General features: G+C 70.7%; 15 protein-coding genes and 1 pseudogene. 8 read left to right on the top strand and 8 right to left on the bottom strand.

Annotated features, from left to right (window positions below):
- Window positions 1–12: 12 nt before the first annotated feature.
- The 3 genes from MFF58_RS00080 to MFF58_RS00070 are packed head-to-tail and all read right to left on the bottom strand — an operon-like array spanning window position 13 to window position 2065.
- Window positions 13–795 carry a hypothetical protein gene (locus tag MFF58_RS00080; protein ID WP_238284530.1) on the bottom strand — a complete coding sequence of 261 codons (783 nt, stop codon included), beginning with the start codon at window positions 793–795 and terminating at the stop codon, window positions 13–15.
- A gap of 23 nt (window positions 796–818) precedes the next feature.
- Window positions 819–1019, bottom strand: coding sequence for a hypothetical protein (locus MFF58_RS00075; RefSeq protein ID WP_238284529.1), 201 nt, complete (start codon window positions 1017–1019; stop codon window positions 819–821).
- Window positions 1016–2065: a hydantoinase/oxoprolinase family protein gene (locus MFF58_RS00070; RefSeq protein ID WP_238284528.1), complete on the bottom strand. Its 1050-nt coding sequence runs from the start codon at window positions 2063–2065 to the stop codon at window positions 1016–1018. The genes MFF58_RS00075 and MFF58_RS00070 overlap by 4 nt, the downstream gene beginning before the upstream one ends.
- A 9-nt stretch (window positions 2066–2074) precedes the next feature.
- Between MFF58_RS00070 and MFF58_RS00065 the strand changes: the two genes are divergently transcribed.
- Both MFF58_RS00065 and leuD read left to right on the top strand, forming a co-directional pair.
- The gene (locus MFF58_RS00065) at window positions 2075–2806 is read left to right on the top strand and encodes a HisA/HisF-related TIM barrel protein (RefSeq protein WP_238284527.1); all 732 of its coding nucleotides are present in this window, start codon (window positions 2075–2077) and stop codon (window positions 2804–2806) included.
- Between the two features lie 68 nt (window positions 2807–2874).
- Window positions 2875–3477, top strand: a complete 603-nt coding sequence (gene leuD / locus MFF58_RS00060) for a 3-isopropylmalate dehydratase small subunit (RefSeq protein WP_238284526.1) — start codon at window positions 2875–2877, stop codon at window positions 3475–3477.
- 66 nt (window positions 3478–3543) lie between these two features.
- Here the strand turns inward: leuD and MFF58_RS00055 are convergent, their stop codons facing one another.
- The gene (locus MFF58_RS00055; protein ID WP_238284525.1) at window positions 3544–4215 is read right to left on the bottom strand and encodes an O-methyltransferase; all 672 of its coding nucleotides are present in this window, start codon (window positions 4213–4215) and stop codon (window positions 3544–3546) included.
- Between the two features lie 94 nt (window positions 4216–4309).
- Here MFF58_RS00055 and MFF58_RS00050 point away from each other — a divergent pair, with 94 nt between their 5' ends.
- On the top strand, window positions 4310–4963 hold the full coding sequence (locus MFF58_RS00050; RefSeq protein WP_238284524.1) for a TetR/AcrR family transcriptional regulator: 654 nt from the start codon (window positions 4310–4312) through the stop codon (window positions 4961–4963).
- Window positions 4964–5018: 55 nt separating this feature from the next.
- Here MFF58_RS00050 and MFF58_RS00045 read toward each other — a convergent pair.
- Window positions 5019–5360, bottom strand: a pseudogene (locus MFF58_RS00045) (carboxymuconolactone decarboxylase family protein).
- Between the two features lie 171 nt (window positions 5361–5531).
- On the opposite strand from MFF58_RS00045, the gene MFF58_RS00040 reads away from it, so the two are divergent.
- Both MFF58_RS00040 and MFF58_RS00035 read left to right on the top strand, forming a co-directional pair.
- Entirely contained in the window at window positions 5532–6746 is a 1215-nt protein-coding gene (locus tag MFF58_RS00040) for a lytic murein transglycosylase (protein ID WP_238284523.1), read from the top strand.
- Window positions 6743–7126 (top strand): RidA family protein, encoded by a 384-nt coding sequence (locus tag MFF58_RS00035; RefSeq protein WP_238284522.1) that lies wholly within the window; start codon window positions 6743–6745, stop codon window positions 7124–7126. The genes MFF58_RS00040 and MFF58_RS00035 overlap by 4 nt, the downstream gene beginning before the upstream one ends.
- Before the next feature lie 191 nt (window positions 7127–7317).
- On the opposite strand, the gene rplS is transcribed toward MFF58_RS00035, so the two are convergent.
- The 3 genes from rplS to argB form a co-directional block, all read right to left on the bottom strand.
- Window positions 7318–7716, bottom strand: coding sequence for a 50S ribosomal protein L19 (rplS, locus tag MFF58_RS00030; RefSeq protein WP_238284521.1), 399 nt, complete (start codon window positions 7714–7716; stop codon window positions 7318–7320).
- A gap of 240 nt (window positions 7717–7956) precedes the next feature.
- Window positions 7957–8706 carry a pyrimidine 5'-nucleotidase gene (locus MFF58_RS00025; protein WP_238284848.1) on the bottom strand — a complete coding sequence of 250 codons (750 nt, stop codon included), beginning with the start codon at window positions 8704–8706 and terminating at the stop codon, window positions 7957–7959.
- Window positions 8707–8841: 135 nt separating this feature from the next.
- Window positions 8842–9735, bottom strand: coding sequence for an acetylglutamate kinase (gene argB / locus MFF58_RS00020; protein WP_020095286.1), 894 nt, complete (start codon window positions 9733–9735; stop codon window positions 8842–8844).
- A 323-nt stretch (window positions 9736–10058) separates the two neighbouring features.
- On the opposite strand from argB, the gene MFF58_RS00015 reads away from it, so the two are divergent.
- From MFF58_RS00015 to MFF58_RS00005, 3 genes are all read left to right on the top strand, one after another.
- Window positions 10059–11399, top strand: a complete 1341-nt coding sequence (locus tag MFF58_RS00015) for a UDP-glucose dehydrogenase family protein (RefSeq protein WP_238284520.1) — start codon at window positions 10059–10061, stop codon at window positions 11397–11399.
- A gap of 357 nt (window positions 11400–11756) precedes the next feature.
- Entirely contained in the window at window positions 11757–19199 is a 7443-nt protein-coding gene (locus tag MFF58_RS00010) for a type I polyketide synthase (RefSeq protein WP_238284519.1), read from the top strand.
- On the top strand, window positions 19196–20563 hold the full coding sequence (locus MFF58_RS00005) for an aminotransferase class I/II-fold pyridoxal phosphate-dependent enzyme (RefSeq protein ID WP_238284518.1): 1368 nt from the start codon (window positions 19196–19198) through the stop codon (window positions 20561–20563). The genes MFF58_RS00010 and MFF58_RS00005 overlap by 4 nt, the downstream gene beginning before the upstream one ends.
- Window positions 20564–21142: the final 579 nt, after the last annotated feature.

Raw genomic sequence — 21142 nt, 5'->3', positions numbered from 1 at the left:
GGAGCAGCTTCGTCACGCCGCCCGCGGGCGGCGTCGCGCCACCAGCCAGGGCAGGACGCAGGCGGCCGACCCCGCGATGGACGCGGCGTAGGCCGCGACCGGATCGATCCGTCCGAGCAGCAGGTGCACGCAGACATAGAAGGCGAGCACGCCGAACGCGCCCTGGGCGCTGCCCCGCACCACGGCGAGCGCGGCGTCGACCCCGTCCTGCGCCCGAGCGAAGACGATGAGCGGCCAGGAAATGATCGGGATCGGCGCCAGCACGCCGCTCAGGCCGGAGCCGAGGTGCGGCGCCAGCGTCGACACCACCAGGACCAGGGCGGTGGCTGCCGCGAGCCGGGCCGGCATGTCCCAGCGCGGCGGTCGCGCCCTGCGCGTCGTCACCCCCGCGTCGGCGGACGGCCGGCCCAGGACGACGACCAGCACCATCGCGGGCAGGTCGATCGCCGTGGCGAGCCACAGGTTGGGCTGGATCACGCCGTGCAGGAGTGCGCCTCCAAGGACGAAGGCGGCTAGGGCGAGGAGGACGGACGCGAGACTCCCCAGCCGCGGCGCGCAGGTCGTGTAGGCGAGATAGCTGGCGGTGACCGCGCCCAGCCCCTCCACCGACCCCACGGCGGCATCGGCGGCGAAACGCTCCCCCTGCTCGGCCGCCAGGTAGATCGAGATCGGTGCCGAGGTCAGCGGCAGGCCCGACAGCAGGCCGCCGACGAGGCTGCCCCACCGGCGCGCGGCCGCCGATACGGCCCACATCAGCGTCGGCGTGACGATGATCTTGGCGGCGATGAGGCTCATGGCGACTCTCGCCTCCGGGCGTTTCAGGCCGCCTCGGGGGGACCGTCATCCTCGGGCTCGGCAGGGGAGTTGAGGATGTCCTCCAGCTCATCCACCAGCCGGTCGATCTGATCCTGGGTCGCGAGCACCTTCAGGATCTCGCCGCTTTCCGCCTCGATGGCCAGCTCGATATGCGGGCCGACCCGGGCCGTGAGGATCCGGGCCAAAATCTTGATTGCGCTCATGCGTGTGCATCCTCCGCGGCGATCAGCCCGACCGCAACCGCCGGTCCGCAGGTTGAGATCCACGCGTCCGCGCCGGCGATCCGATTCTTCAGGAGCGATACCAGGAGCCTCGCCGGGCGCCCGAGCCGCCCGGCGAGGCGCTCGCCCAGGAAGGTGCCGGCGCCGCACAGGATCAGCGGCGCGTCCGGCGGCAGGTCGGGCCGGGTCAGCAGGAGGGAAGCCGCATCGTGCATCAGCCGCAACTGCGCCTCGGCGAAGTGGTCTGCGAGCGCCGTCCAGGCTTTGGCCGTCCCCTCCCCCCGGTCACGGCCGACGATTCGGGCGAGCCGAGTCTCGCTCTCCGGGATCGACTTGCCCTTGCGGTCGCCGCTCGCCTGCTGGTCCGCGCCCTCGGGGAGAAGTCCGAGGATCCGATAGACATCTGCCATGTGGGCGAAGGTCTCGGTCATCAGCCGGGTCCGACGTCCCGCGAAGGGGGCATGGTCGGCGAGCGCGATCACCGGCGTGCGCACCACCCCCGTGTAGACGAGCTCGCCGGTCTCCAGGCGCTCGGCGTCGCTGTAGCCGGCCGCGGAGGGGCGACCCCGCACGATCGGGATCAGGTCGGCGGTCGTGGAGCCGACATCGACGAGGAGCGCGTCCGGCACGCTGTATCCGGCGAGCGCCGCAGTGGCGTGCCAGTTGGCCGATGCGACGTCCGCGGAGACCGCAGCGGCCGCCGCGGGGGCGACGAAGCCTGAACGGCCGGCATAGATGCGTACGGAGCCCTCGAGATGGGCCTCCGCCCATTCCGAGAGCGAAGCCACGCCCGCGTGCCGGTCGGCGAAGCAGTCGGTCAGCTCCCCGGTCATGGTGACGGCGTGGAGAGCCTCGCCGCGCGCCCAGTCGGGTGCGGCGGCGAGCGCCTGGTCGAGGGCCGAGACACCCTGCCAGAGGGGGCACGGCACCTGTGCGGCGGCGACGATCCGCCCGTCCGCAACCAGCGCAGCCTTGACGTGGACCCCGCCGAGGTCCCACCCGATGGTCTTTGAGGTTGGTGAGCGCATGGGACCGCGATGAGCGCCTCGATGGACCACAGGATCGGGCGCCCCGGCTTCGCGGTGATCCCGGTGCTCGACCTGCGGGGTGGCCGCGTCGTGCGGGCGCGCCGGGGCGAGCGCTCCTCCTATGCCCCGATCGAGACGCCCTTGGCAAAGGGATCGGCGCCCGGAGCGGTGGCGCGCGGGCTCCTCGACGCGTGGCCGGCCGAGATTCTCTACGTCGCAGATCTCGACGCGATCATGGACGGGACCGGGCCCGATCTCGACGCGCTGGAGGCGATCGCGGTCGCGTGCCCGGGCACTGCGCTGTGGGTGGATGCGGGCTTCGCGGACGCCGCGGCCGCGGAGGCTTTCCTGGTCTCCGGCCTCGGGCGACCGGTGATCGGCAGCGAGAGCCAGGCGGATGCCGGCCTCGTGACGCGCCTCGCGGATCGCGCCGTGCTCTCCCTGGATACGCGCGGCGCGGAGCGCCTCGGGCCGCCGATGCTCCACGACGACCCGTCGCTCTGGCCGCCCGAGGTGATCGCCATGACCCTCGCGCGGGTGGGCGCCGGAGCCGGGCCCGACCTCGCCGCCCTCGCCGTCCTGCGGGCGCGGGCTCCGGATCGCCGCCTCTACGCGGCCGGCGGCGTGCGCGGCCCCGACGACCTGCGGGCGCTTCACGGAGCCGGGATCGCCGGCGCGCTGGTCGCCTCCGCGCTCCACGACGGCACCCTGTCCCGGGCGACGGCCCCCGACCTCGCGTGATGCTTCCGGCCCGGGCCGGCGGCTGCTAAACGCTTCCCGGAGAGACCACCGGCACGAGCTGTCAGACGATGGAAAAATTCACCACCCTGGAGGGCGTCGCCGCGCCCATTCGGACGATCAACGTCGACACCGACCGGATCATCCCGGCCAAGTACCTCAAGACGATCAAGCGGACCGGGCTCGGCACGAGCCTGTTCGCCGAGATGCGTTATCGCGAGGACGGTTCGGAGAACCCGGACTTCGTGCTCAACCAGCCCGCCTACCGGAACTCCAAGATCCTGGTCGTGGGGGATAATTTCGGCTGCGGCTCGTCCCGGGAGCACGCCCCCTGGGCGCTCGCCGATTTCGGCATCCGCTGCGTGATCTCCACGAGCTTCGCCGACATCTTCTTCAACAACTGCGCCAAGAACGGCATCCTGGCGATCGTCGTATCGCCCGAGGATCTGGAGAAGCTGTTCGAGGATGCTGAGCGCGGCGCGAACGCCACCCTGTCGATCGATCTGGCGGCGCAGACCATCCGGGGGCCGGATGGCGGCACCCTGCATTTCGACATCGACGAGGGCCGCAAGCACAACCTGCTGAACGGGCTCGACGAGATTGGCCTGACGCTGGCGCGCGCCGCGTCCATCGACGCCTACGAGCAGAAGCTCGCCCAGCGGGAATGGGCCTGAGCATCCCGACGGCGGTCGCGGCGCGCTGAGGCGACCGCCGGTCCGGCCTGGATACCGGGCCCTGCCTCATCCGAGCCGCATCGACAGCTCGACATCCTCGGCGAACGGCACCGACAGGTAGCCGCGGCTCGGCGCGCGCACCCGGGCCAGATAATCGGAACTGTATTCCGCGTTGTCGGCGACCACCAGGGCACCCGGTCCGAGGCGGCTCTCCACGAGGCTCAGAATGTCCGGATAAAGACCCTTCGCTCCGTCAAGGAGCAGCAGGTCGACCGAGTCGGGCAGGTCGAGGCCGAGGGTCTGCAGGGCGTCGCCCTCGCGGAACTCGACCAGATCCGCCAGTCCGGCCTCCATCAGATTCGCTCGCGCCCGCACCACCTTGGAGGGCTCGAACTCGCAGGTGATGAGCCGGCCGCCGCCGTTGTCGCGCAGGGCCGCGGCGAGGTGCAGGGTTGAGAGGCCGAAGGAGGTGCCGAACTCGACGATCGTCCGCGCTCGGCAGCTCCGGGCGAGCATGTAGAGCAGCCGGCCGGTCTCTCGCGAGACCGCGAGCGGCATGTCCTTGAGCCGGCTGTAGAAGTCTCGGTAGCCGGTGCGGCTGCCCATGAGACGCGTCCGCTCTCCGGCCGAAAGATCGCCGACGATGTTCAGGGGTGAGGATGCCTCCGCCTGCACGAAGAGACTGTCCAACAGCGACGCGACGCGCGGTTCAGTGAGTTTAGACGCTGAGCGTGACATGGCGTGTTGCTTTCCGTCTTGCGTGTTCAACTGAACACGACGCAGAATACCGGCGCCCCCTGCCCGCGCCTATTCGCGTTCCGAGCACCACCCCATGCCTGATCGGCCAAGTCTCGGGATTTCCAGGCGAAAGCAGCCCCGACAGGCCCGCTCCAGCGACCTTGTCGCGGCTATTCTGGAGGCGGCCACTCAGGTTCTGGCGGAGGTCGGCGCGGAGCGCTTCACGACGGCGCGAGTCGCCGAGCGCGCCGGCGTCAGCATCGGCTCGCTCTACCAGTACTTCCCCAACAAGGCGGCGGTCCTGTTCGAGTTGCAGAGCGACGAGTGGCGGGACACGACCGCCCTGCTGGCCGGGATCCTGACGGATCCCGAGACGGCGCCCGGCGAGCGTCTGCGCCGCGCCGTCCACGCCTTCGTGCGCTCGGAATGCGCCGAGGCCGCGATGCGCCGGGCCCTCGACGAAGCCGCCCCGGCCTACCGCGATGCGCCCGAGGCCGCGGAGCCGCAGCTGATCGGCACGCAGGCGTTCCGCGATTTTCTCCGCGCGGCGCTTCCGGCGGTTCCCGAAGCGGAGCTGCAGGTCGCGGGCGAGATCATCGCGATGACGCTCGGCGAGGTCGGCGAGCGCATCTCGGAGGCGGTCCGGACCGAAGCGGCCGTGGAGGTCCTCGCGGGCGCCCTGGCCGACATGCTCTGTGCTTATCTGGACCGCCTGGGAGGCGGAGACCGGGCTGGCGCACCGTCCTGATAACCAGCCCCCGGCTCCGCTGGAGGTTCCGGGGCGCGGGCCCGGCTCGGCCGGTTCAGCCGGACTCGCCGCTGAACGCCTCGAAGGCGCGGGCGGTGTAGACCAGGGCGGCGCCGGCGTTCAGCGCCACCGCGACGCCGAGCGCCTCCACGACCTCCTCCTTGCTCGCGCCGGCCGTGCGGGCGAAGTCGGAGTGCACGGCGATGCAGCCGTCGCACCGCGTCGTGACCGCGACCGGGAGGGCGATCCGCTCGCGGGTCTTGGCGTCCGGCTAGCGCTCGGTCGGGGCCGCCGCGGCCAGCTGGTCATGGGCTTCGAGGAGGTCCGGGCTCACAGCACCGATACGCCCGAGCGTGCTGACGAGCGCGGCGCCGTGCTGAGTCCAATCCTTCATCATGCGTCCCGCCTCCCGACTCCATGGGCCGGCCGCTGGTGGACCGGCTCCGGATCAACCTATCGATTGGTAGGCAAATGGATGAAGGCGCGGCGGCTTTCCTCATGCTTCGTTAACCCACATGTCGCCTGAATCCGCGCCCAGACTCCGTCCCGCATCGTGAGGATCGCCAGTATGCCGAAGCACCCGACGGGACCGAGGACTGTGCGCGCGCTCGGGCTTCTCGCCGGCATCGCGGCACTGCCGCTGGCAGCCCTTCCGGCCCGGGCCGATTTCGACAGCTGCCTCGCCGGCATCCAGGGTCAGGCCGCCGCGGCCGGCGTCTCGGCGCAGACCTTCCGGTCGGCCACGAGCGGCATCAGCTTCGACGACAAGGTGATCGAGCTGTCCCAGGCGCAGCCCGAGTTCAAGACGCCGATCTGGGACTACATGGCGGCGCTGGTCGACGACGAGCGGGTCGAGGACGGGCGCGCGGCCATGCGCCAGCACGCGGCGGCCCTGGCCCAGGCCGAGGGCCGCTACGGCGTCGACCGCTACACGATCGCGGCGGTCTGGGGCGTGGAATCGAATTTTGGCAAGAACCTCGGCAAGATGCCGCTGGTGCAGTCGCTGGCGACGCTGGCCTGCTCCAACAACCGCCGCCGGGACTTCTTCCGCGGCGAGCTGATCGCCACCCTCCGGATCATCGAGCGCGGCGATATCGCGCCGGAGCGACTGACCGGCTCCTGGGCGGGCGCCTTCGGCCAGACCCAGTTCATGCCGACCACCTACCATCGCCTCGCCGTCGACGGCGACGGCGACGGGCGGCGCGACGTCGTCGATTCGGTGGCCGACGCAGTCGGCTCGACGGCCAACTTCCTGCACGTCGCCAAGTGGCAGAACGGGCAGGTCTGGGGTTACGAGGTGAAGCTGCCGCGCAGCTTCAACGTCGCCGCCGCCGGGCGCAAGAACAAGAAGCCGGTTGCCCACTGGGCGTCGCTGGGTGTAACTCGTGTGGACGGTCGCCCGCTCTCGGGCGAGGGCCCGACCGGGATCATCGCGCCCGCCGGCATCGACGGCCCGGCCTTCCTGGTGACCCGGAACTTCGACGCGATCTACTCGTACAACGCCGCCGAATCTTACGGCCTCGCCATCGCGGTCCTCTCCGACCGATTGCGCGGCAAGGCCGGCGTCCAGGCCGCTTGGCCGACCGACGACCCGCCCCTGTCCCGGGCCGAACGGCGCGACCTCCAGACCCGGCTGGCCGCCCGTGGCTACGACGTCGGCGAACCGGACGGCAAGGTCGGCCAGAAGACCCGCGACGCCATCAAGGACGTGGAGCGCCGGCTGGGCATGGCGCCGACGGGCCGCCCCGGCGGCAAGGTACTGGAAGCGCTGCGCGGCGGATGAACCGGCGGCTGATCTCGTCCGGCTCGCCGTTCGAACGGGATTACGGCTACTCCCGGGCGGTGGTCGATGGGGACTTCGTCTACGTCTCCGGAACCACTGGCTACGACTACGCCGCCATGACGATGCCGGAGGGCGGCGGCGCGCAGGCCGAGGCCTGCTGGCGGACGATCCGGGACGTCCTGGCAGAGGCGGGAGCCGGCCTCGCCGGGATCGTACGCGCCACCTACTACGTCACCGACCGGGCCGACGCTGATGCCGTGCTGGCGGTCTGCGGCCGGGTGCTGGCCGACGTGCGCCCGGCCGCCACGATCGTGGTGGTGGCCGGGCTCCTGCGTGCTGAGATGCGGGTCGAGATCGAGGTCACCGCACGCATCGGATAGGCGCCGAGCTTCCTTGCGGCCGCGCGCGACGGCCAAGGCGCTGGAAATGGCCCCAATCACCCCAGCCACAGACCTGCCGGCCGCCTCGCTCCCCCTCCGTCGATGCGTTCGAGTGGTCCGAAACAGAAAACCGGCCCGGCTGAGCCGGACCGGTCTGTGACGCGGTCGATCCTGCGGCGCAGGCGGACTGCTTACTCGGCGGCGGCGGGCGCCGCCGGGGCCTCCTTGGCCTTGTAGCGATCGGTCCGCTCGACGATGCGGGCCGACTTCCCGCGGCGGTCGCGCAGGTAGTACAGCTTGGCACGGCGCACCTTGCCGCGGCGGGCCACCTTGATCGAATCGATCATCGGCGAATGCACCGGGAAAACGCGCTCCACACCCTCGCCGTACGAGATCTTGCGCACCGTGAAGCTCTCATTCAGGCCGCCGCCCGAGCGGGCGATGCAGACGCCCTCGTAGGCCTGGACGCGCGTGCGCTCGCCTTCCTTCACGCGGACGTTGACGATGAGCGTGTCGCCCGGCTCAAAATCCGGGATGGTCTTGGCAAGGCGCGCGACTTCCTCGCGCTCCAGCTGCTCGATGATGTTCATGGCATAGCTCCAGCCGTCGCGCCGTTCCGCCCCTCATGGGCGATCGGCACCAGGATTTCGGCGATCCTGTTGTGAGTTGCGCGGGTCTCTACAGGATCACCGCCGGCTTGTCGATTGGGTTGCCGAGATCGGTCCGCGGTTCCGCTTCGCAGATCCGGTCGGGTCGAGGACAGGTGCCTCAGCGATGCGCCTCGACCGTCCGGCTTCATCGGACGATCCGCGATGAGGCGCCGATGCTCGTCAGCGGTGCTCGTCGGGCTCGCGTTCCGCCTGGGGGAGCACGCAGGCGGTGAGGAACGTGGCGAGATCGTCGGTGATGTGGTCGATATGCGGTTCGCGCACCGCCTCTTGCTCGAACGCCTCCCGGTAGGGGTCGACGATCTTGGGCACCACCAGCACGGTCGCCATGCCGAGGTCGTGCGGCACCGCTAGGTTGCGGGCGATATCCTCGAACAGGACTGCGCGCGTCGGTTCGACCTCGTGAGCCCGGAGAAAGCGCTCGTAGGTCGAGCGCTCCGGCTTCGGCACGAAGTCGGCGGCCGCGATGTCGAACACGTCCTCGAAATGGTCGAGGATGCCGAGCTTGGCCGCGACGTTCTCGGCGTGGCGGCGCGAGCCGTTGGTGAGGATCAGCTTGCGGCCCGGGAGCCGCTCGATCGCATCGCCGAGGTCCTTGTCGAGCCTGATCGACGAATGGTCGATGTCGTGGGCGAAGTCGAGGAAGTCGTGCGGATCGACCCCTTCCTCCTGCATCAGCGCCGACAGGGTCGTGCCGTAGCGGTGATAGAAGTGCTTCTGCAGGGCCCGGGCGGAGATCCCGTCGAGACCGTAGAGCCGCATTACGTAGAGGGTGATGCGCTCGTCCACCTTCGGCCACACCTGCGCATCGCTCGGGTAGAGCGTGTTGTCGAGGTCGAACACCCAGGTGTCGACGTCGGCGAACCCGCGGGCCGCGGCGGTGGTGAACTGCGCCTTGCCGGGGTGATGCACAGGATCCCTTTGGCTCGTGGTCCCCTGCGGCCGAGTCTGGACCTTCACGGCCACGCTCGCAAGGCTGGCTTGCGCGAGCCTTGTCCGGGGAACGACAATGTGCGAGCGGGGCGGAAGTTGCCGCCCCGCTCGCCGTCAGCCGCGCCGGATCAGCGTGCCGGCACCGTAATCGGTGAACAGCTCCAGCAGCACCGCGTGGTTGACCTTGCCGTCGAGGATGACGACGGCCTCGACCCCACGCTCGATCGCGTACATGCAGGTCTCGATCTTGGGGATCATCCCGCCCGTGATGGTGCCGTCCGCGATCAGGCGGCGGCAATCCTCGACGGTGAGTTCGGGAATCAGCTTCTTGTCCTTGTCGAGCACGCCCGGGACGTCGGTGAGCAGCAGAAGGCGCTTGGCTCGGAGCGCCCCGGCGATCGCCCCCGCGAAGGTGTCGGCGTTGACGTTGTAGGTCTGCCCGTCCGCCCCGTAGGCTACGGGCGCCAGCACCGGGATCAGCTCGGCCTTCAGCACCGCGTCGAGGACGCCGCGCTCGACGTGATCGGGCTCGCCGACGAGGCCGAGATCGACGGTCTGCTCCACGCGGCTCTCGGGATCGACGACGGTCTTCATCGCCCGCTTGGCCCGAACCATGTTGCCGTCCTTGCCGCACAGGCCGACGGCCCGGCCGCCCTCGGCCGAGATCCAGCCGACGATCTGCTTGTTGATCAGACCGGCCAGGACCATCTCGACCACCTCGACGGTGGCTTCGTCGGTGACGCGCAGGCCGCCGCGGAACTCGGACTGGATGCCGAGCCGGTCGAGCATCTTGCCGATCTGCGGTCCGCCGCCGTGGACCACGATCGGCTTCAGCCCGGACTGCTCCAGAAGGACGATGTCCTCGGCGAAGTCCTCCGCGGCCGCCCGGTCACCCATGGCGTGGCCGCCATACTTGATCACCACGATTTCCTGGTCGTAGCGCTGCATGTGGGGCAGCGCCTGTGCCAGGACCTCGGCGCGCACGTGCACGTTCGGCAATTCGGTCATCGCGGTCCTTCACCGATCCTTGGGTCGGGTCCGTTGGGGGCGGATCTGCGGCCCCCCGTCGGGCGGGGGCGCTTCTACAGGAAGCCGCCCGCGCTGCGAAGCCGCGCGACGCGCGGCGCAGGACCGGGCCAGAACCGGGCCAGCCTCGGGACGCGCGTCGGGATCGCCGCCAAGGCCACGCTGTCAAAAAACAGTCACCCTTCCGGAGTGTTGCTCGCAGGCGACAGATTGGACCGGATCCAGGGTCGCCCGGGTTGCATCACCGTGCGACCCGGATCATGCTGCGTTGCAACAAGCTCAGATCGGGCTGCCGGGAGGGCCGGATGCGGATCGCGATGATTGGAGCCGGGTATGTCGGCCTGGTCTCCGGAGCGTGCCTGGCCGATTTCGGCCACAGCGTCGTCTGCATCGACCGGGAGCCCGAAAAGGTCGCGAGCCTGAACGCCGGCCGCATGCCGATCTACGAGCCGGGCCTGGACGCCCTGGTCGCCGAGAACGTCAGGCAGGGCCGGCTCGCCTTCCACACCTCCCTGCCGGAGGCCGTGGCCGAGGCCGACGCGGTGTTCATCGCGGTGGGCACGCCGTCGCGCCGCGGCGATGGCTTCGCCGACCTCAGCTTCGTGTTCGACGCCGCCCGGGAGATCGCCGGGGCGCTCTCGGGCTTCACCGTGGTGGTGACGAAGTCGACGGTCCCGGTGGGGACGGGCGACGAGGTCGAGCGGATCATCCGGGAGGCCAACCCCGGCGCGGACGTCTCGGTGGCGTCGAATCCCGAGTTCCTGCGCGAGGGCGCGGCCATCGCAGATTTCAAGCGCCCCGACCGCATCGTGGTCGGCACCGGTGACGCCCGCGCCGAGGCGGTGATGCGCGAAGTCTACCGGCCGCTCTACCTAAATCAGGCGCCGATCCTGGTCACCGACCGGCGCACGGCGGAGCTGACCAAGTACGCCGCCAACGCCTTCCTGGCCGCCAAGATCACCTTCATCAACGAGATCGCGGATCTCTGCGAGCAGGTCGGCGCCGACGTCCAGCAGGTCGCCCGCGGCATCGGGCTGGACAAGCGCATCGGGCCGAAGTTCCTGCATGCCGGCCCGGGCTACGGCGGCTCGTGCTTCCCCAAGGACACGCTGGCGCTGGTCAAGACCGCCCAGGATGCCGGCACCCCGCTGCGGCTGGTCGAGACCGTGGTGGCGGTCAACGAGCAGCGGAAGCGGGCCATGGCCCGCAAGGTGATCAAGGCCTGCGGCGGCTCCGTGCGGGGCAAGACGATCGCGCTGCTCGGGCTGACGTTCAAGCCCGATACCGACGACATGCGCGACGCGCCCTCGCTGGCCATCGTGGCCGGGCTGCAGGATGCGGGCGCGAAGGTGCGCGCCTACGATCCGGAGGGCATGGACCACGCGCGGGCGCTGATGCCGGCCGTCGATTACGCCGAGAACGCCTATGCCTGCGCGGAGGGCGCGGACGCCCTGGTCATCGTCACCGAGTGGAACGCCTTCCGGGCCCTCGACCTCGACCGCCTGCGCAGAACCATGTCGTCGGGATCCGCGCCGGTGCTGGTCGACCTGCGCAACATCTACGACCCGGCGAGCGCCGCCCGGTACGGTTTCACCTATTGCGGCGTCGGACGAAGCAAGGAGAACGCGGCGGTGAGCGCGTCCTGATCGTCGCAGCAAGTGCCGCGCACCGGTATTGCCGCATCAGATCCGTGCGGCGTCGCGAAGATCTCCTTCCGGGTGCGCCTAGACGGGTCCCGGCTGCCGGAACGCAACTGTGGCTTTCTGATGATCGTCTCAGCGTCTCGGCGGGCCGCCGCGCTGTTCAATCCTGGCAATCCAATCGTTGGCACTGGATAAGCGCCTGATGAATACATGTCACAGCCGACGGCAATTTCACTGCGCAGGGATGACCTCGCGTGTAGGCCGGTTGGACACCGCAATGGTGCCACAGTAAGGGGTGACAGGGTACTCACTCGTCGCGAGCCGAGCCGACTTCCGATAACGAGCGTGTGCGAACCGAACGTGACACAACGTACAGACATTGCGATCGTCGGACGCGCATGCCGACTGCCCGGAGCCCCCAGCGTCGATGGGCTGTGGTCACTCCTGTCCGAAGGGCGCTGCGCCGTCAGCAAGGTGCCGGCCGACCGGTTCTCCCTGGAGCGGTTCGCGCACCCCCGCGCCCATGAGCGCGGCAAGAGCTACACCTGGGCGGCGGGCGTCATCGACGACGTCTGGTCGTTCGACCCGGCGGTGTTCGGCATCTCGCCCCGCGAGGCCGAGCAGATGGATCCGCAGCAGCGGATGCTGCTGGAGCTGACCTGGGAAGCCCTTGAGGATGCGGGCCTGCGCCCGTCGAGCGTGGCCGGCAGCAACATAGGCGTCTTCGTCGGTGCGTCCTCGCTCGATTACGGCAATCTGCGCATCCTCGACGCGCCGTCGGGCGACGCCTACGCGGCCACCGGCAACACGCTCTCGATCATCTCGAACCGCATCTCCTACATCTTCGACCTGAAGGGCCCGAGCTTCACGGTCGACACGGCCTGCTCGTCCTCGCTCGTCGCCTTCGACAACGCCGTCCAGGCGATCCGGTCGGGCCGCGTGGACACCGCCGTCGTCGCCGGCGTCAACGTGCTGGCCAGCCCGTTCAACTTCATCTGCTTCTCCACCGCGCAGATGCTCTCGCGCACCGGCCTGTGCCAGGCGTTCTCCAAGAACGCCGACGGCTACGTGCGCTCGGAGGGCGGCGTGGTGTTCGTGCTGCAATCGGCCGAGGCCGCGCGGCGCAACGGCGCCACGGTCCGCGCCGTGGTGGCGGCGTCGGGGATCAACTCCGACGGGCGCACCACCGGCATCTCGCTCCCCTCCGGCTACGCCCAGGGCGCCCTGCTGGAAAAGGTCTACCGCGAGGCCGAGATCGGGCTCGACGACCTCGCCTTCATGGAGGCGCACGGCACCGGCACGCCGGTGGGCGACCCGATCGAGGCCTCGGCCATCGGTTCGAAGCTCGGCCGCGGCCGGCAGGCGCCGCTGCCGATCGGCTCGATCAAGACCAATATCGGCCACACCGAGCCGGTCTCGGGCCTCGCCGGCCTGATGAAGGCGACGCTGGCGCTGGAGCACGACCTCGTGCCCCCGTCGCTGCACGCGGCCGAGCTGAATCCCGACATTCCCTTCGACGACCTCAACCTGCACGTCGTGCGCAAGGCCCTGCCGATCAGCCGCGGCGCGCGCGAGCGCTTCGCGGGCGTGAACTCCTTCGGGTTCGGCGGAACCAACGCCCACGTGGTCATCACCGACGCGCCCGCCTGGGCGAGGCCTGCCGAACCGGCTCCCCAGCCGGCCGCGCAGGTGCTGCTGCTCTCGGCGCAGAGCCGGGCGGCCCTGAACGAGCTCGCCCTGGACTACGCCGAGCGCCTTGAGGCCGAGCCGGACCAGGTCGCGACCGTGGCTGCCGCCGTCGCGCATCGCCGCGAGCGCATGCCGGCCCGCCTCGCCGTCTCCCTGGATGGCAAGACCGACGTCGCCGCAGCCCTGCGGGCCGTCGGCGAGGGTGAGGACAGCCAGGACGCGTTCACCGGCACGGCGGTCGATCGCGTCGCAGAAGTCGCCTTCGTGTATTCCGGCAACGGCAGCCAGTGGGCCGGCATGGGCCGCGAGGCCTACGAGGAGAACCCCTCCTTCCGCGCCGCCTTCGACCGGGTCGACACCCTGTTCCGGGCCTACTCCGACTGGTCGCTGAAGGACGCGCTCTACGCCGACGACCTGGACGAGCGCCTCGCGCTCACCAGCGTCTCGCAGCCGCTGATCTTCGCCATCGAGAGCGCTTCCACGGCCGCGCTCAAGGCCAAGGGCCTCGTCCCGTCCTACGTTCTCGGCCACAGCGTCGGCGAGATCGCGGCCGCCGAGGCTGCCGGCGTCCTGAGCCTGGAGGATGCGGTCCGGGTCATCTACTACCGCAGCCACCATCAGGAGACGACGCACGGCCAGGGCACCATGGCGGTGCTGCTGATGCCGTCGGAGGAGGTCGAGACCTTCCTCAAGGATTTCCCGACCCTCGACATCGCCGCCTACAACAGCCCGAAGGCCGTGACGGTCGCCGGGCCGGTGGCCGATATCGACGCGGCCCTCAAGGCCCTGTCGCGCAAGCGCCGCCGCGGCCGCAAGCTCGACCTCGCCTACGCCTTCCACGGAAGGCTGATGGATCCGACCGAGAAGCCGCTGCTGCGCGACCTCGCCGGGTTGAAGGCCAAGGCCGGCACCACCGCGATGGTCTCCACCGTCACGGGCTCGGTGCTGGACGGGACCCATTTCGGCGCCGGCTACTGGTGGCGCAACATCCGCGAGCCGGTGCGCTTCTGCGAGGCCGTGCAGGACGCCACCCGTCGCGGCGCCCGCGTCTTCGTCGAGGTCGGCCCGCGCGCGACCCTGATGTCCCATGTCGGCGACGCGGTCGAGCCACTGGGCATCGAGACCGCCACGGTCGGCGTGATGCACCGGAAGGCCTCCGGCGGCGATCCGATCGCCAAGGCGGTCAGCGCCGCCCTGGTCCAGGGCGCGCAGGTCGACGAGAGCCTGCTGTTCGGCGACGCGCCGAAGGGCGACGTGCGCCTGCCGACCTATCCCTGGCAGCGCCGCCCGTTCCGCCTCGCGGACACCACCGAGGGCGTCGGTGCCATGAGCGCCCGTCCCTACCACCCGCTGATCGGCTCGCGCACGACCTTCGACGGGCTGGAATGGAACGGCTTCGTCGACCCGGCGACCGTGCCCGAGCTGGAGGACCACAAGGTCGACGGCCAGGTGATCATGCCGGGCGCCGGCTTCGTCGAGATGGCCCTCGCCTGCGTCCGCGAGGCCCTGCGCGACGACGAGGTCGTGCTGGCCGATTTCGAGATCGTGGCGCCGATGGTCTTCACCGAGGAGGCCCTGCGCGAGGTCGCGGTGCGCCTGTCGGGATCCGGCAACGGCATCCAGGTTCTCAGCCGCCCCCGCCTGACGCAGACGCCGTGGCAACTCCATGCCCAGGCCAAGATCGTCGAGGGCAGCTTCTCCGCCCCGAAGGCGCCCGACCTGAACGGCTTCAGCTTCGAGACCGCCGGCGACCATGTGCTGACCGGCGATGCGCTCTACGCCCGCGCCCTCGCCTCCGGCCTGGGCTTCGGCCCGAGCTTCCAGCAGGTGGCGATGAGCGCCCGGCTGGATGACAGCACCATCGTGTCCGACCTGCTGCCGGCCCAGCCCGACACCCGCTACGCCCTGGTGCCGAACCGGCTCGACGCCTGCTTCCACGGGCTGATCCTGCTCTTCGCCGACCTCCTCGGCGAGAACGGCGGCAAGGCCTATATCCCGGTGCGCTTCGGCGAGGTGCGCCTGCTGCGCCCCGGCGCCGTGATCGCCCGCTCGATCATCCGCACCCGTCGCTGCAACGAGCGCTCGATCCTGGCGGATTTCACCCTGCTCGACGCCGAGGGCGGCATCGTCGCGACGATCCGCGAAGGGCGGTTCCAGGCCCTGCGCGCGAAGGCCGGCGGGGACCTCGCCGCCTTCGCGATCTCGCAGATGCCGGAATTGGCAACCGAGCCGACCGCTATCCCGATGGAGCGCCGGCCGAGCGTCGCCGCACGCCTGCGGCCGCTGGCTGCCGAGGCGAAGGGGCCGGCCGACGCGGCCCTGTCGCCGGGGCATCTCCTCCTGGAAGGCTGGGCGACCTCGCTGGCCTACCGCCTCGCCTCCGGGCTGGCGGAGGGTGAGACCGTCTCGTCCGCCGACCGGCGCGTGCCCGAGACCCTGCGTCCCTGGCTGCTGAATGCCCTCTACGCCCTCGAGAGCAGCGGCCTCGCCGACCGGGTCGGCCAGAACTGGTCGCTGGGCGACGGCTCCGCCCTGCCGGCGCCCGACGAGATCATGCGCTGGATCGCGGGCGACCACCCGGATCTCTCCGCCGAACTCGTGCTGATCGCCGACGTCGGCGCCATGGTCGACCGTCTCCTCGCGGGCGAGCTGACGGACGCGCCGAGCCTGCCGCAGGGTGCCATCGACGCCTTCGCGCTTCGCTCGGCCACCGCGCGCCACGGCGCCGACGTCGTCGCGAACCTGATCGAACGGAGCCGTGCGCAACTCCCGAAGGAGCGGGCGCTCCGGATCCTTCAGGTCGGGTTCGGCCCGCTCTCGGCCCAGGCCGCGACTTTCGCGTCCGCTGCCGAAGCCCGGCTCACGGTGTTCGAGACCGACCGCAGGCTCGCCGAGCGCGCCCGCCTGTCCCTGGGCCGTGCCGCCGCCGTCATCGAGGCGGCCGATGAGCTGGCGCCCGGCAGCTTCGACCTGATCCTGGCCTCCGGCAGCCTGCATCGCGGCGACCGGGCCCTGCCGGGTCAGCTCGCCGGGGCACTCGCCACCGGCGGCCTCCTGGTGGCCGTGGAGCCCAGCGCCTCCCTGTTCCGCGACCTCGTCTTCGGCCTCTCGGCGGGCTGGTTCGAGGAGGCGGTGGGCGGCATGCCCGTGGGCCGGCTCGAGGATATCGAGGGTTGGCAGCGCACGCTCAGCGCCCATGGCCTCGTCAAGGTCGAGGTCGAGCGGGCCGCGTCCGCCAACGGCAACGATCTGCTGCTGACCGCCGAGGCGCCGGTCCGGCCCGGACCCGCGCCGGCGCAGAGCTTCGCCTTCATCATCGGCTCGGATGACGAGTTCGCGGCCGAGACCGCCTCCTCCCTCGCGACCCTGCTGGTCGCGGGCGGCGTGCACGTCTCGATCATCCTCGACTCCGAGACCTCCCTGATGGAGCTGGAGCGGGAGACCCCCGACACGGTGGTGTTCCTGGCCGGCGCCTTCACCCGCGGCGGCGAGGCGGCCGAGCGGCTGCGCGACCGCTGCCTCAGCCTGAAGCGCTGCACCGAGCATCTCGGCGCCCGCCAGACCCGCCTCTGGGTCGTGGCGCCGGGCGCCACCCGGGACCGTGGTGGCCAGACCACCAACATCGAGGCCGGCGTGTGGGCCTTCTCCCGCACGCTCGCCAACGAGGCCCCGAACCTCGACATCCGCCGCATCGACCTCTCGCCCGAGATGTCGTCCAAGCGCGCCTCCGAGCGCCTGCGCGACCTGATCCTTTCCGGCACGCCGGAGACCGAGATCGTGCTGGACGACGAGCGGACCCAGGTGGTGCGCTTCCATGCCGGCCGGCCGAAGCACCGGGATCCGGCGGACGCCGTCCCGGCCGAGGCCGCGCGGCTGGAGCGCAGCAACACCGGCGGCCTCAGCGAGATGATCTGGGGACCGGCCGAGCGCCGCACCCCCGGCAAGGGCGAGATGGAAATCGCGGTCGAGGCCACCGGCCTCAACTTCCGCGACGTTCTCTGGGCGCTCTCGATGCTCCCCGAGGAAATCCTGGAGGACGGCTTCGCCGGTCCGCGCCTCGGCCTCGAATGCGCCGGCCGCGTCACGGCCGTCGGACCGGGCGTGAAGGGCTTCAAGGTCGGCGATCCGGTGGTCGCCTTCGCCCAGTCGGGCTTCGCGACGCACATCGTCGTGCCCGACCTCGTCGTCGCGCCGATGCCGCAGGGCCTCGACCCGATGGCGGCGGCCACCGTGCCGGTCGCCTTCCTCACCGCCTATTACGGCCTCGTCTCCTGCGCCCGGATGCGGCGCGGCGAGTGGGTGCTGGTCCATGGCGGCGCGGGCGGTGTCGGCCTCGCGGCCCTGCAGATCGCCAAGCTGAAGGGCGCGCGGGTTATCGCCACCGCCGGCTCCCGCGAGAAGCGGGCGCTCGTGAAGGCGCTGGGCGCCGAGCACGTGCTCGACTCCCGCTCGCTCGCCTTCGTGGACGAGGTCCGGGCGATCACCGGCGACGGCGTCGACATCGTGCTGAACAGCCTGTTCGGCGAGGCCATGGAGCGCTCGCTCAACGCGCTGCGGCCGTTCGGCCGCTTCGTCGAGCTGGGCAAGCGCGACTACGTCGCCAACACCCATATCGGCCTGCGCCCGTTCCGGCGGAACCTGAGCTACTTCGGCGTCGACCTCGATCAGGTGATCCAGCACCAGGGCGATGACGGCGCGCGGATGTTCCGCGAAGTCATGGCCCTGTTCAACGACGGCGGCCTGAAGCCGCTGCCCTACCAGCCCTTCACGGCGGCCGAGACCTCGGACGCGTTCCGGCTGATGCAGCAATCCGGGCATATCGGGAAGATCGTGATCAGCCCGCCGAAGGCCGGCACGATCATGAAGGAGACCGGCCGGTCGTTCACGGTCTCGGACTCCGGGGTCCACCTGCTCACCGGCGGCCTCGGCGGCTTCGGCCTGGAGGCGGCGCGCTGGCTCATCGACCGGGGCGCGAAGCACCTCGTGCTCGCCGGCCGCAAGGGTGCGGCCACCGACGAGGCCAAGGCCATCGTCGCGGAACTCGCCGGACGGGGCGTGACGGTCGAGGCGAAGGCCGTCGATATCACCAGCCGCTCGTCGGTGGACCGCCTGATCGCCGGCATCGAGCAGGGCGGTAAGAAGCTCGCGGGCGTGCTCCACGCCGCCGCGGTGCTTCAGGACGGCCTGATCTCCAACATCGACGCCGCGGCACTCGACGCGGTGATCGGCCCGAAGGTGATCGGCGCCCAGCACCTGGACGCCGCCACCCGCGACCGGAGCCTCGACTACTTCGTCCTGTTCTCCTCGGCGACGACCTTCATCGGCAATCCGGGCCAGGGCTCCTACGTGGCCGCCAACGGCTTCATGGAAGGACTCGCGCGGCAGCGCCGCCGCCGCGGCCTGCCGGCCCTGGCGGTGGCCTGGGGCGCGATCGGAGACGTCGGCATGCTCGCCCGCAACAGGGCCGTCATGGAAGGCCTCGCGGGCCGCGTCGGCGTCACCCCGATGGAGGCGCGCCGCTGCCTGGACCTGATGGCCGAGGCGCTGGAGAGCCAGGGCACGTCTCCGGACGAGGCGGTGATCGGTATCGCCGCGATGCACTGGGGCAAGGCGCGTGAGCGGCTCGCCACCATGCGCTCGCCGAGCTACGCGGAACTCGGGTCGGACCAGCAGGCCGAGGCCGGCGGCGTTCAGGCGATCAACATCGGCGCCCTGCTCAAGGGCGGCGACCTCGATGCGGCCCGCAAGACCGTGTCGGACGCGATCGTCGAGGACATCGCCCGCATCCTGCGCCTGCCGAAGGACGACATCAGCCGCGTGCGCCAGCTCTCGGAGATCGGCCTCGATTCGCTGATGGGTGTCGAGCTGGGGGCCAGCCTGCAGGAGCGCTTCGCCCTCGACGCGCCGCCGGCAGGCCTGTCGTCGGGCATGACCGTCAACGAACTGTCCGAGTCCTTAATTCAGGCGGTTTCCGCGCCCATGGACGAGACGGCCGGCGTCGCGATGAGCCTCGTCTCGAAGCATGTCGGCGGTGAGGTCGATGCGCAGATGATCGCGCCTCTCAAGGAACTCATCGAGCAGACATCCATCGGTATCAAAGAGACTCACTCATGACCGACACGGCACGGCCGGATGGCGGGCGCGCGGCGCTCGCCGGCTTCGTGACCAACCGGCTCGGGCGCGCGACGCCGCGCCCGGCCCCCGTCAAGGCGGCGTCGCCGGCCGGCAAGTCGGCGGCGCAGAACTTCGAGAACCTGCCCGGCTACCGCGAACTGAAGCTGCAACGTCAGGCGGCCGAGCTGATCGGTCTGGGCAACCCGTTCTTCCGCGTCCATGACGCCAAGGCCGGCGCCACGACGCGGATCGACCAGAAGAGCTTCACCAACTTCTCGTCCTACGATTATCTCGGCCTGAACGGCCACCCGCGGGTAAGCAACGCGGCGCGCGAGGCGATCGACGCCTACGGCACCTCCGCGTCGGCGAGCCGGGTGGTGGCGGGCGAGCGGCCCGGCCATATCAGCCTCGAGCAGGCTCTGGCCAAGCACTACCAGTCCGAGGGCTGTATCGTGATGGTGAGCGGGCACGCCACCAACGTCACGACCATCGGCGCCCTTCTGGAAGCCGGCGACGTGATCTTCCACGACGCCCTGTCCCACAACAGCATCGTCACGGGCGCGCAGCTCTCGGGTGCCCAGCGGCGCTCCTTCGCGCACAACGACCTCGACGCCTTGGAGACCCTGCTCCAGTCGACCCGTCACGAGCATCGCCGGGCGCTGATCGTGGTCGAGGGCCTCTACAGCATGGACGGCGACGCGCCGGACCTCGCGGGGCTCGTCGCCCTCAAGAAACGCTACGACGCGTGGCTGATGGTCGACGAGGCGCACGGCCTCGGCGTCACCGGCCGCACCGGCGCGGGCCTGTTCGAGCATTGCGGTGTCGACCCCCGGGAGGTCGACATCTGGATGGGCACGCTGTCGAAGACGCTCTCGACCTGCGGCGGCTACATCTGCGGCCCGATCGCGCTGATCGAGTACCTGAAGCATACGGCCGGCGGCTTCGTGTACAGCGTCGGCATGTCGCCGCCGCTCGCCGCCGCGGCCGAGGCGGCCCTCGCCGTGATGCATGCCGAGCCGGAGCGGGTCGAGCGCCTGCGCCAGAACGGCACCCTGTTCCTGGCCACCGCCAAGAAGCTCGGCCTCGACACCGGCTTCAGCCTCGGGCTCGCGGTGGTGCCGATCATCGTCGGCGACTCACTGAAGGCCGTGACCCTGTCGGACCGGCTGTTCCGCCGGGGCATCAACGTGCAGCCGATCATCCACCCGGCGGTGCCGGAGCGGGCCTCGCGCCTGCGCTTCTTCCTGACCTCCGAGCACACGCCCGACCAGATCCGCGACACCGTGAACGCGGTGGCCGAGGAGTTGGCGGCCATCGACAAGGGCGGCTCGCTGATCGAGCAGCTGCTGGCCAAGCGGGTCTGATCGAAGGGTCTGATCGAAGGCTCTGATCGAACCGGGGCCGCGGGCCCCGGAGCCACCGAGCAGTATGATGCAGGGCGATCGGGCGCGGATCACATCCGCGCCCGATTTGCGTTCAGGCTACAGGCATCGGCGGCGAACCGGCGTCGGATCGAAAACTTCGCTCGACGCAGCGCGTCCTCTCGCGGCGCGTGGATCCGGGTGATCCGGGGCGGCGTGGTCGGAGAGGACCTGGCGCGGACTGGATGCTCACTCCGGCCGTGGAAAAGCAGCGGAGACGGGTCCGCACGCCGGGGATGTGCGGTCGGGCTAGCCGCTGGCGCGTCCACCAGTCGGAGGCCCGGGCTCGGTGGCGCGTCGCCGGGATGACCGGGCGATGCCCGCTGCGGGCCGATTCCGCCGCGGCGGCGCAAGCCCCCGCGGGGCCGGCGCCGCGCTGATCGCCGGCCCGGAACCGGCGACGCGGCCTATTTCGCGTAGGCGTACGCGGTTGCCGCGGAGGCGAGGGGTCCTGTGACGCCGTTGAAGGCGGCGAGCACCTTGGAGACTTCGGTGAAGGGGGCGTTGGAGACGTAGACGAGG

The sequence above is a fragment of the Methylobacterium longum genome (genome assembly GCF_022179385.1).
In the GTDB taxonomy this organism is placed as follows: domain Bacteria; phylum Pseudomonadota; class Alphaproteobacteria; order Rhizobiales; family Beijerinckiaceae; genus Methylobacterium; species Methylobacterium longum.
Note: the sequence above shows the minus strand (reverse complement) of the source record. Positions and strands in the feature narration are given on the sequence as shown.

Bases quoted from the DNA above. Each gene is read 5' to 3' on its own strand.
- MFF58_RS00080 (WP_238284530.1), bottom strand. From the start codon at position 795: ATGAGCCTCATCGCCGCCAAGATCATCGTCACGCCGACGCTGATGTGG.
- MFF58_RS00075 (WP_238284529.1), bottom strand. From the start codon at position 1,019: ATGAGCGCAATCAAGATTTTGGCCCGGATCCTCACGGCCCGGGTCGGC.
- MFF58_RS00070 (WP_238284528.1), bottom strand. From the start codon at position 2,065: ATGCGCTCACCAACCTCAAAGACCATCGGGTGGGACCTCGGCGGGGTC.
- MFF58_RS00065 (WP_238284527.1), top strand. From the start codon at position 2,075: ATGAGCGCCTCGATGGACCACAGGATCGGGCGCCCCGGCTTCGCGGTG.
- leuD (WP_238284526.1), top strand. From the start codon at position 2,875: ATGGAAAAATTCACCACCCTGGAGGGCGTCGCCGCGCCCATTCGGACG.
- MFF58_RS00055 (WP_238284525.1), bottom strand. From the start codon at position 4,215: ATGTCACGCTCAGCGTCTAAACTCACTGAACCGCGCGTCGCGTCGCTG.
- MFF58_RS00050 (WP_238284524.1), top strand. From the start codon at position 4,310: ATGCCTGATCGGCCAAGTCTCGGGATTTCCAGGCGAAAGCAGCCCCGA.
- MFF58_RS00040 (WP_238284523.1), top strand. From the start codon at position 5,532: ATGCCGAAGCACCCGACGGGACCGAGGACTGTGCGCGCGCTCGGGCTT.
- MFF58_RS00035 (WP_238284522.1), top strand. From the start codon at position 6,743: ATGAACCGGCGGCTGATCTCGTCCGGCTCGCCGTTCGAACGGGATTAC.
- rplS (WP_238284521.1), bottom strand. From the start codon at position 7,716: ATGAACATCATCGAGCAGCTGGAGCGCGAGGAAGTCGCGCGCCTTGCC.
- argB (WP_020095286.1), bottom strand. From the start codon at position 9,735: ATGACCGAATTGCCGAACGTGCACGTGCGCGCCGAGGTCCTGGCACAG.
- MFF58_RS00015 (WP_238284520.1), top strand. From the start codon at position 10,059: ATGCGGATCGCGATGATTGGAGCCGGGTATGTCGGCCTGGTCTCCGGA.
- MFF58_RS00005 (WP_238284518.1), top strand. From the start codon at position 19,196: ATGACCGACACGGCACGGCCGGATGGCGGGCGCGCGGCGCTCGCCGGC.